The organism is Wenyingzhuangia sp. IMCC45533, from assembly GCF_054111225.1.
The window spans coordinates 203,611-215,651 of sequence record NZ_CM134197.1 but is presented as its reverse complement, the minus strand read 5'-3'; the positions used below and the strand labels follow the sequence as shown (position 1 = coordinate 215,651).

6 protein-coding genes are annotated in these 12,041 nt (G+C 30.1%); all 6 read right to left on the bottom strand.

Annotated elements, in window-relative coordinates; translation table 11 throughout:
- Positions 1–4: 4 nt before the first annotated feature.
- The 6 genes from ACXGQW_RS00905 to ACXGQW_RS00880 all read right to left on the bottom strand — a co-directional run bounded on the left by ACXGQW_RS00905 (position 5) and on the right by ACXGQW_RS00880 (position 12,040).
- Complete coding sequence (locus ACXGQW_RS00905) at positions 5–397, bottom strand: helix-turn-helix domain-containing protein (protein WP_457823182.1); 393 nt, start codon at positions 395–397, stop codon at positions 5–7.
- Positions 398–1,325: 928 nt separating this feature from the next.
- Complete coding sequence (locus ACXGQW_RS00900) at positions 1,326–2,447, bottom strand: DUF6794 domain-containing protein (RefSeq protein WP_457823235.1); 1,122 nt, start codon at positions 2,445–2,447, stop codon at positions 1,326–1,328.
- Positions 2,448–3,408: 961 nt separating this feature from the next.
- Positions 3,409–3,930 carry a DUF6933 domain-containing protein gene (locus ACXGQW_RS00895; RefSeq protein ID WP_457823234.1) on the bottom strand — a complete coding sequence of 174 codons (522 nt, stop codon included), beginning with the start codon at positions 3,928–3,930 and terminating at the stop codon, positions 3,409–3,411.
- A gap of 1,520 nt (positions 3,931–5,450) precedes the next feature.
- Positions 5,451–6,386: a hypothetical protein gene (locus tag ACXGQW_RS00890; RefSeq protein WP_457823233.1), complete on the bottom strand. Its 936-nt coding sequence runs from the start codon at positions 6,384–6,386 to the stop codon at positions 5,451–5,453.
- 391 nt (positions 6,387–6,777) lie between these two features.
- Complete coding sequence (locus tag ACXGQW_RS00885) at positions 6,778–8,616, bottom strand: hypothetical protein (RefSeq protein ID WP_457823232.1); 1,839 nt, start codon at positions 8,614–8,616, stop codon at positions 6,778–6,780.
- Between the two features lie 37 nt (positions 8,617–8,653).
- Positions 8,654–12,040 carry an Eco57I restriction-modification methylase domain-containing protein gene (locus ACXGQW_RS00880; protein ID WP_457823231.1) on the bottom strand — a complete coding sequence of 1,129 codons (3,387 nt, stop codon included), beginning with the start codon at positions 12,038–12,040 and terminating at the stop codon, positions 8,654–8,656.
- Position 12,041 lies beyond the last annotated feature (1 nt).

The window sequence follows — 12,041 nt, the reverse complement described above, 5'->3', positions numbered from 1 at the left end:
TGAGTTAACCATTTTCTTTTAAACGGTTTTGTTTCTTTTTCTGAATCTCGTCTGCTAATGTTTTGGGCAATGACTTTTTTGACGACTCGGCTCCAGTGATGATTTCCATATCGGCTATGATGTCTTGTTGAAAATCTTTCACGAATTCAAGTTCTTCAATTTTCTTTTTCAATTTTTTGATTTCGTCCTGTTTACTCATCGCTTTTTTCTTTTGCTCTAAGGTAGAATATTTTTTAATCCAATAATCGATAGAAGATCTAGGAACGTTATATTTTTTAGCAGCAAAGTTGGTAGAAATTTGACCGTTTTGAATTTGATCAATGATGAATAATTTGAGTTCAAAACCTACTTTGGTGTACGTTTTTTTTCGGCAGTGTTGTTTTTGATTACTTTCCATAAGTGACTAATATTAGATGAATTTTTAGTCAACCTATTTCAGGATTTTACAGTTTTTTTGCTTGTGTGTAACGGCTTTAGCTATGATTAGTACAGAGTTAGACAGAGAATATAGTGTCGGACTAAGACTAAAGCAAAAACCTTTTTGTTTGTTTTTAGATTTTAAAATTAAAACTAACAATAAAGGTTTTTGTGACCAAGTAAAACAACGATAAACTTTGAGGCTAGGAGTGAAGCCTGTATTAATTATAGCTGTTGTTAACTTAATTTAGCATTTCGATTCAAAATTTCAAAAGAATAGTGATTTTTCAAAAACGTAACTTAGTAGAGAAATCGTCTATGTTTTCAAATAGTAGATATTTCAGTGTATTTAAATTTCAATATTATTCACTTTCGGCAAACTATTCGGAACATCTTCTAATATTTTCATTCAGTAAAAACCATTTCAGTTTGATTTAAATTTTCAAGATTAGTTTAGTTCTGCGAAGTCTTCCACGCGTTTCATTTCTAAACAGTTTCAAATCTCAGCGCAATTCAGCACGTTTCGTTTAATTGTCGGGAGACTTTTCAATCGTATTTTCGACAACTTAAAATTCTAAAGTGTATAAAAAATTTTCGGCTGCGAGCTCGGGGTCTTATTAAATCTATTTTTGGAGAAACGCTTATCTATTTACCGTTAATTTAAATTCCTGCGCCTAATTCCACCGGAATTAGTGGGCTATTTAAGTTAACGGTTTTGTATATGGCTCGTAGCGTGCAAATTAGTGATAACTATTCGGTTAAGCACGAGCCGAATTTTTTAATTTTCTTATTATCTTTTTTTCTCAATAAGCCAAATTAAAAAATTTGGCAGACTTTGCAAATATGCCTTAACTTCGGTTAAGCAACTAATTAGCTATGAGCTATATACGGTGTTGTGCGTAGTTTTTTTATTCCAAATCCCAATCATCAATTTCAAACCACGCAGATTTTCCTTTCTTTAAATACTTTACTATTCTTTTCTCTGGTCGAGTCCATTTTTTTGTTTCCTCATTCAAAATCCGAATGTTATCATTATTGTAAATTACTATACCTTTTCTATCACAACTTTCAATAACCTTGACTTTGATTTTTAAATTTTCAGCATCTTTCTCAATTAGAATTCCTTTAACCAAACAGGTGTCGTCCATCCATTTATCTTCTTGACTTTGGCTGGCAAATTCATAATTATAATTGAACTCCAAAACATCGCCAATATTAAATTCAGCGAATGTCTCTTTCTTTTCTTCCAATTCTTTTTTTTCGCGTTCTAATTCATTCGCTTTTGCTTTTTCTTCCCATTCTACATATTCTTTTACCTGTTCCTCAAATCTTATATCTTCATTCTTTAAAGAACGGTAAAAACTTTCTAAAATCACAACAGACATTGATTCGGGATGACCAATTTTACTATCCCGAAAAAATTTGGAAAGTCGAGAACCTCCCCAAAGTTGCCAGTTATTCCTCATCCACAACCCAATCCCAAATCGATAATTTCCATTCACATAATCTTTTTCGGCAAGTTTGGTAATTTCCACTTTTAAGCTGTCTGAATAAATTTTATTTAGTGAGTTTATTGCATCATCAAGGTCTTTCGGAATGTAATGTCCTCTCAAGCTATCTATTGTATATCTAACTTTATCTTCCTCATTCCATTTTAACTCTAATTTTTTAAAAGGTTCAATTATCTTTTGTTCGTCAAATTTTCCATTGTTTAGATATTCTTTAAAGGCAATTAAAATAATTTCTGTCTGATGTTGAGATACACCTTTGTCGTCCAAATACTTTACGATTCTTGAACCGTAATTATCTCTATCGGTCCAATTAAAAATGGTCTCGTATTTACCTCCCCAAGGATAGCTTATTTTTTTTATTGTATCGTTTCCACTTATTTTTATTAGACTTTTAATACTATCAGAAGCGTGAGTATTAAGATAAGAAACTGCTTTTTCCAAATTCTTTGGTGATTTAGTTTCTTGTCCGAATGTTGCAATGGAAAAAAATAAGAGTAGTAAAGTAATCGAGAGTTTCATTTTTCAGTTATTTAGTTTCTCGAAAATAATTCGGTTCTTTTAATTACAAAAGTCATAATGAGTGAACTATGTTTTTGGTTGAGTAACGAGGTTTCTTAAATTACGCACAACGGCCTTAGCTATGATTAGTACAGAGTTAGACAGAGAATAAGGTGTCGGACTATACTAAAGCAAAAACCTTTTTGTTTGTTTTTAAACTTTAAAATTAAAACTAACAATAAAGGTTTTTGTGACCAAGTAAAACAGCCACAAACTTTGAGGCTAGGAGTGAAGCCTGTATTAATTATAGCTGTTGTTAACTTAATTTAGCATTTCGATTCAAAATTTCAAAAGAATAGTGAATTTTCAAACACGAAACTTATATACAAAAATCGTTCATGTTTTCAGATTATAGATATTTCAGCACATTTAAATTTCAAGATTATTCACTTTCAACAAACTCTTCGGAACATCTTCTGATATTTTCGTTTAGTAAAAACTATTTCAGTTTTATTTAAATTTTCAAGATTAGCTGCTTTTTACGAAGTCTTCTACACGTTTCCATATTTTAAAAGGTTTCAAATTTCAGCGTACAATTCGGCACATTCTATATGATTGTTAAGAGAGTTTTCAGTCGTGGTTTTCGACAATTCAAAATTCCAAAGTCAGTGAAAAATTTTCGGCTGCGGGTTCGGGGCTTTATTTCGAGTAATTTCATAGAGAAATATTTGTTTACCTACCGTTAATTTAAATTCCTGCGCCTAATTCCACCGGAATTAGTGAGCTATTTAAGTTAACGGTTTGGCTAGGGTTAGTGTGGAGGAGATAAATCAAGGATTTATCGGATACGCACTAAGCTGAAGCCTTTTTGTTTGGTTTTTAATTTGTTTGTCAAAAGCTAAATCGAAAAGGATTTAGCGACCTAGTAAATATACACAAAATATCGGATTAGAAATCAAGCCCACATTAACTTTAGCCGTTGTTACACACTGGCTTTTTCAATTTTATTTAAAATAGTGACTATTTCCTCATGCGGTACTTTCCAATTTAATTGTTTGAAAGGTGTTTTGTTAAGTTTTTCAGTCATTTCTCGGATTACGGAAGAGTTAAAAATAGGATATTCATATTTAAAATAATTTAGTTTTTCAACATTATAGTTAAGAATACCTGTCATTTGTCGGTTGTTATTTGTCGAGTAAAATCTTATGTTTCCAATAATAGAGAAAATTGTTTTAAATTCAATATTTATATTTTCATACAGTAACTGATTATATAAATTTTCTATGAACATGTCGCCGATTTTGTCAATATCTTTTACAGAAAATCTAGGAATTATAACCGAGAAAAATGTTTCAGCATTCGAAATAAGTATGCATTTCTTTTTCGCTATGTGTAAAACTGTTGCGTTCCAATTTCCGAGATTTTTTTCAACAGTTAAATGACTATTTTCAATTTTTTCATGAATGATTTTTTCAAGTTTCTTTGTAGTGAAAATTTTGGTCATCGGCTTGTGTGTAACGGATTTAGCTATGATTAGTACAGAGTTAGACAGAGAATAATGTGTCGGACTATGACTAAAGCAAAAACCTTTTTGTTTGTTTTTAAATTTTAAAATTAAAACTAACAATAAAGGTTTTTGTGACCAAGTAAAACAACGACAAACTTTGAGGCTAGGAATGAAGCCTGTATTAATTATAGCTGTTGTTAACTTAATTTAGCATTTCAATTCAAAATTTCAAATGAATAGTGAATTTTCAAACACGCAACTTAATAAAGAAATTGTCTATGTTTTCAAATAGTAGATATTTCAGTGTATTTAAATTTCAATATTATTCACTTTCGACAAACTCTTCGGAACATCTTCTGATATTTTCGTTTAGTAGAAACTATTTCGATTTGATTAAAAATTTCAAGATTAGTTAAATTCTGCGAAGTCTTCAACACGTTTCTGCATTTCTAAACAGTTTCAAATTTCAGTGCACAATTCGGCACTTTCTATATGATTGTTAAGAGAGTTTTCAATCGTGATTTTCGACAATTCAAAATTCCAAAGTCGGTGAAAAATTTTCGGCTGCGAGCTCGGGGCTTTATTTCAAGTATTTTTTTGGCGAAATACTTGTTTACCTACCGTTAATTTAAATTCCTGCGCCTAATTCCACCGGAATTAGTGGGCTATTTAAGTTAACGGCTTTAGCTATGATTAGTACAGAGTTGGACAGAGAATAAAGTGTCAGACTATGACTAAAGCAAAAACCTTTTTGTTTGTTTTTAAATTTTAAAATTAAAACTAACAATAAAGGTTTTTGTGACCAAGTAAAACAGCCACAAACTTTGAGGCTAGGAGTGAAGCCTGTATTAATTATAGCTGTTGTTAACTTAATTTAGTATTTTGATTCAAAATTTCAAAAGAATAGTGATTTTTCAAACACGTAACTTATATAGAAATATCGTTCATGTTTTCAGATTATAGATATTTCAGTGTATTTAAATTTCAGTATTATTCACTTTCGGCAAACTCTTCGGAACATCTTCTGATATTTTCGTTTAGTAAAAACTATTTCGATCTGATTCAAATTTTCAAGATTGGTTAAGTTCTGCGAAGTCTTCAACACGTTTCTGCATTTCTAAACAGTTTCAAATTTCAGCGCACAATTCGGCACGTTCTATTTGATTGGCTAAAGTGTTTTCAATCGTATTTTCGACAGTAAAAAGTTCAAAAGTCGACAAAAAATTTTCGGCTGCGAGCTCGGGGCTTTTTTTAAGTGATTTTTTAGAGAAATACTTGTTTACCTACCGTTAATTTAAATTCCTGCGCCTAATTCCACCGGAATTAGTGGGCTATTTAAGTTAACGGTTTGCATAAGAGAAGTGTGGGAGTTGATAATCAAAGATTATCGACGAGTAACTGAGCTTATGCTTATTTATAGTTTTGTTTCTTATCGAACTAAAAGTAGTAAATAAGTATGAGCGGACATAATAAAAAAGGACAGAACATCGAAGTTAGCCACAAAACCCACATTTCTTTTATGCGTTGTTGTAAGTAGTATTTTCATATAGAAAAACCACATTATTTACGTCAATGTAATAGTCTACATAAAATTCATATTTAGTTGAGTAATAAGTTCCTTTATAAAAATCTTCTTCATATTCCAAAGTGCTTTTGTCGGATAGTTTTATCTCATTAAAATAATTTATATCTATTGAGTTTAGAATAATTTCAAAATCATCAATTCTTATTTTTTCTAAAAGAAGTCCTTCTGTTGTTATTTGTTTGAATTTTTTTATGGATAATGAATTGTTTATGTACCTTTTTCTTATCAAATCAAAATCATTTTTAATTAAATGTTTAATCAAGATCAGTCCAGTATTAGTTAAGCTTTCATAATTAATTTTAATTTCTTCAGTTCTTTTCCAGATGTAACTGAAACTATGATTTTCTTCTTTCGTATTTATTAATTCACAATTATGAAAATGATTTTTTATGTGCTTTTCGATAGGGTTACATTTAAAAAACAAACTAAAATCAATAAAACGATCTAGATAATGAATTTTAAAATTATTTATTTTTTCTAAAGCATCATAGTATTCGATAAGAGTTATTCGGTTGTATAATACCTCAGTATAATAATAACTCATTATTTTGGATTTTTGAGTGGTATCTATTTTATCTATATATGATAAAAGTTTCTCTCCAAAAGTTTCTCGTTTATCTTCAGTGTCTAATTTTTTTTGAATAAACTTTTCCTTTTCAGTTTTACTAACCTTATTTGATTCTATAAGAAAAGCATGCATCTTTTTAATTAATAGATAGTTTTTCACATCCAAACCAGCTTTCGATATAGTATAAAGATTACCTAAAACAGGTATTTTTTTTAAAACATCATCTTTCATGAAAGAATCTAATATAATTTCAGCATTGTCAGTAGTCAATTTAATTATTTTAGATTTTGAATCTTTCATATTACTTACAACGGTCTTGTGTATGAAACGTAGCGTATAAATAAACGCTAACTTTTCGGATTTAGCACGAGCCGAATTTTTTATTTTTATGTTTAATTTTCTTTTCTAAATATAACCAAATAAAATATTTGGCGTACTTTGTAAATATGCAAAACCCTCTCGGAAAGCCTATAATAGCTATGTTTTATACACGTTGTTGTAAGTAGTGCTTCACGTTCAGCTTGGTTTTCCGATGTTTATTATTTAGTTCCAATGTGAGCGTTGGCAAGACATACTCTTTTGCAATTTTTGGCGTAGCGTTGGCTGTAGCGAATTGCGAATGTGTATGGCTTTGAGCTTCGGCTTTATTCATATATTCCTTTCAATTAATTCCATGTATTCAATTCCAATACTAAACCGGATTTAATATGTCAAAAAGAATATTACCGGATAATGTCATATTTCGTAACATATCTTCTTCTGTGATTTCAGGCACAGTTCTATCTCTAAATGTTGTATTTAATCCGTTTGTTGCTTTTTCAATTGTAAAAGGACTTTCCTTAATTTTAATTAATAAATCATTAATAGTCATTGGTTCAGCTGGTATACCTGTTGGAACTGCATATTGAACTCCTTCTCTTGACCAATCTTTAAAAAAGATTACAATTGGACTTTTTGTTTTCGTACCGTCATTGTCAACTTCATAAATGTTTTTAGCAATTTCAATTTGTGCAGTATAACTTATTGCTGCTAAATCCAAATTAAAAACACTTCCTTTTTTAATCAGCAAAGACCGAGTTGGTAGTTGTAAATTTTGTAAATCCTCAATTACTTTAAAAGCCTTTTCTAAATCGTTTTTGTAAATCGGACTATCGATATCATTATGCGATAAAGGATTAAAAAGTATAGTTTTATAATTGTAGAGACTAGAAATTAATTGACTAGGTGGAATTAAACCTAAATCTTCGTAATATGTTTTTAACCTATCTATAAGAGTTTCTAGTTTTAAAGGTTTAACGTAAGATTTTATTCCTTCTCCAAAAGTATATGTCTCCAAAAGTTTATCTTTAAAAACACGCTCACATTCTTTTCTTAAATTAGTTGCGCATTCAGGATAATCGTAAGCATCAAAGTAAATTTTCGCTTTTTCTATGTAAGTCTTTATGTGTGTATTAATTTCTGGACCATTTGCACCTTTGTAAAACTCAATAAATTTCCAATTATCTAAATTTTGCTTTGCTACCTCATACCAATGTCTATCGTAAGTCGTAATAAAAACTTGAAAATCAGGAAAATCCTCTTTTAATACTTTAAGTAATTTTAAGCGATTGGAATTGTCTAATCCAATTAGAATATCGTCCAGAAACAAGGGTTTTATATCTGCTGAAAACGGACTTTGTTTTTTTATTGTTCCTAAAAAAATGCTGATTGCTATTGCAGATAATTTTGCTTCATTTAGTGTAAACTGCGGATTGCTGTTATCTATATTTACTCCTTTAAAAGCTATTTCTAATAGTATTTTCGCTTCAGAAATGTTTCCTGATTCATCTACTTGAATTGTATTCCTTTTAAACTCTATTACAATTTCAGGAATGAACTTTTGTAAAATAGGATTTACACTTGGTGCTAAATAATTTAAATTAGTTTCACCTTCTCCTGGTTTTAAGAAAAGAGCGTTAAGAACAGCATTAAAGCGTATTGCTTTACGTTCTACAGATGCTTTTTTCTGTCTTTTGTAATGGAAAGATTGTCCTTTACCATATGGTTTCTTACTTTCGGTTACCACATCATTCCATAATTCACCTAACTCTACACCACCTGTAATAGAAGATTTGTAGTGTTTCAAAATACCATTAACTAATAAATCAAATACGTTTATCTTCTTATCAATTTTAATATTGTGAACTGCTAATAGATGTTTATAGGTTATAAAACTTTTTAATCGATTGGCATCTATTATTGACGGTATGTCTGTGTCTTTGGTATTTTCGTTTAACACATTTTTAGTTCCACCATCAAATTCTACTTCAATAGAACAATCTAGTAAACCATCATCCAAAAACATATTTCGAAGCCTAGACATTTGAATAGGCTCAACACTCGATTGAAAAAAGTCTTTTAATGCGTAATAAAATGAACTTTTTCCAGCACCATTTTCACCATAAATAAATATGTTTTTACATTCAACAGGAATTGTCTCTTCTTTTTGAAACGATTTGTATTTATTTATTATTATGGTTTTTATTTTCATCTATATTCAATGGTTGTATTTAGTTCAGTATCTATTTCTATTTTAAAGCTTCTTTAATTATGCGAACTTCCTCTATGCTGTCTAAAGTTTCGATAGCATAGCGTACAGGATGGTCTGGATGATATAATCGCTCATACTCACTTTGTATAATACCTAGCTTTTCTTCATCTCTCATATTATCATTTATAGGTTTTAGGTCTGAAAGGTGTTTTAGTATAGATTTATTAGCAGAATGAAATGACTCTATAAAAAAGGTTTCATAAACACCTGAATCAATTACTGTTGTGAAATAATCTGATATTAAACTATCATTTACATCATTCATCAGAAACATTACGTAATCAACCATTACTGTTAATTCTGATTTATAATCATTTAAATAATTACTAACTGGTAGTGAGTAATAATGAAAAATTCTAGTTTTAGTGAATGCTCCTTCTGTTCTGCCAAAGGCTAACAGAACCATAATGAAATGTATCAATTCAGAATGTAAAAGTGCTAAAATTGTCTCTAGAGTATATCTTTTGTCAATTAAAAAACCTGAATATAAAGTCGACAAAGCATAATAGCCGTCTCTATCTATTGTGGCAATTATTTTGTCACCTGTTTCTCTTATAATAATTTTATCGTTCTCAAATAACTCTGGGTCTCTTGGGTTTGCAAGATGACTACCATAATCAACATATCTCCAATCTTTAATTTTCCATCTATCAACATTTTTTCCTCCAATTAATTTTTGCCAACCTTTTATTTCTTCGTTTGAGATATACTTGTTATTATTACCTGTATCAATACCATCTTTTATTTTAAATACACTATCTAGTTTAATAGAATTATCGTAAATCTTATCTAAAAGCTCCTTATACTCAACTTTTCTTAATGTAAATGAACAGTTGTCTTCTTTCAAGAAAAATTCCTTCGAACCCCAAAAAATACTTTCTTTACTAATAGAACCTACTTTACATTTGAGCAAATAATTATCTTTTTTATGATTAGACCAAGAGACAATCATTGAATGAACTACCGCACCTTTAAAAACCTTGTCATCTAATTCTATTAGCTCATTCACACCATTATTCAAAAGATTTAATCTAATTTTTTTACTATAGAAGTTATCCATTAAATTACTTGGTATAATGTAAGTGGTCAATCCTTTATGTTTCATTAAAGAATTAGACATCAAGACAAACACCTCATAAGAATCAATTTTAAATTCTAAATCAGGATATTGTTTTCGAAAGTTATTTTTTTGAACCTTACTTAAGGTAGCTCCGTAAGGTGGGTTTCCAATAACTACATCAAAACCGCCTTTTTCTCTCCATACTTCAGAAAAATAAAGTTTAAAATCAAAATCTATTTTATAACCTGCAAATATTTCAGCTGTATCTAATAGCTCTCTAATTTTGGTGTTTATTTTGTTTCGTAATTCTTTTTTACGTCTAGCATTGGTTACGTTATAAAATTCTTCTTTTAGTCCTTCTAATTCTTTTTCTACTTCTAAATCTCGCATTGTGCCATCTGGCATTCCAATCAAAGAGTTGCCACAAACAATTTTATAATCGAGGTTAGGTAATGTTTCTATAGGTTCAAAATCATCTTCATCCACTACTAAAGACAACCATAAGCGTAAACGTGCAATATCTATGGCAGAACGGTCTATATCTACTCCATAAATGCTTTCTTGTATAATGTGTTTTTTAAGTCGATACACATAACGACTTTCATTTACACTTTCACGTTCTTGGAAACCAAAATCAATGAGTTTATTATTTAAATAAGTATAACTTAAATGTGGTTTTAAAACCAATTGAGCGATTACCAATTCGTGTAACAAGCCTACAGGAAATGCTCCAGAACCAATTGCTGGGTCGCAAATGCGTATTTCTGTCAACTTTTTATCGATAACATCTGCATTGTTACGCACACTTTCTGATAACTGAAATTGATAGGTTTTTGTTTCGCCTCTTTCTGCAACACGTACATCGTTTTCTAATGCCAAATGACCTTCACGTATGTATTTTTCAATATCTTCTTTAGGTACAAGAATTTCGTTTATATCTGACTGAATGGAATGCTGTCCATTATTACCTTCGTTACCGAACATATTGGTTTGGTCATTTCCAATTTCTTGATAGGCGTTATTGTAATTGTTAAGTGCATTATCTAAATAGTGTATCAAACTTTCTTGACACATATAATGTACAATTTCACGAGGTGTATAGAACGCTCCTTTACTTTTTCGTTCTTTAATCTCTAACATATTTTCGAAGACTTTCCCTAACATTTCTGGGTCAACAGCAACTTCTTTGTCAAGAGGTTCATCTTCCTTAATGGTAAAGTTGTAACGGTCGAATACATCTAGAATTCCTGTTCCGATATCTCCAGACTTGTTTTTTTCATCGTTTCTGAAAAGGTCTGTTGGGATTGAAATATTAGCATTTTTCCAATCGTATTGTGCTTCAAAAAGTCCACCATTTAAAAATGGAATACGACCATTAAAACGAGGATAAAATGAGTTGTCATTATTGCGTTCTTTCGCTAACGCTTCATAGAATAGATATTGTAAATAATCTTTAAAGAAGTTTTTGTTATTATCTAAAGATTCGTCATACAATTTTTGCAAGAAATCTCTTTTTCCCTTTCCCCATTTTTCATTCTTTGGTACACCTAACCATCCTTTTTTTTGCAAAAAGTATAAGAATACTATTTGCCCTAATAATTTTTTGGTAAATCCAGAAGCGTCTAATTGACCATCTTCAAATATGGATACGTCTTGTTTATCAAAATGCTCGTAGACTTTAATATAGAGGTTTTTATATTGCTCGAAAAATTCATCAGTAACACGTTCAATACTAAACGCTTTTTCTAACTCTGCAATAGTTGGATTATTTGCTATATTCTGTAAAAGAGGTAATAGCTGGGTTTTAGCTGTATGCGATTTTTCATATTCACCAACTATAAAAGAATAACGCTTTGCAGGTGTAAATTCTTTACGCATTTTTACCTTTTGCGTTTCTTCATCCATATAAGCTTGGATTTCTCTTTTTACAAAAGAAAAACGCCAGTCAAAACCTTCATCCTCTTTAGAGTAAAATGCAATCAACGCATAATCTTTTTCAAAATTATTGAGATGCTTTGTTACAAAATTTCTCAATGCAGTACGTGCTCTTTCTAATTTTGAAACGTTTTTAACTTGAACAATAAGGACATCTAAAGCCTCACCTTCTGGGTCGATATATTTACCAATACGTTTGTAATAACTTATGTGGTCACGTTGGTCTTCCCATATGGTGTTACCACTTGCTTTGTAAGGTTTTATTTCAAAATCGTTCAATAAGTTCTGAATGAAGTTGGTAAACTTTACTTCATCAAACGCTTTATTAAAAGTTTTATCTATAAGATTAATCGCAGAATTTTTATCCATA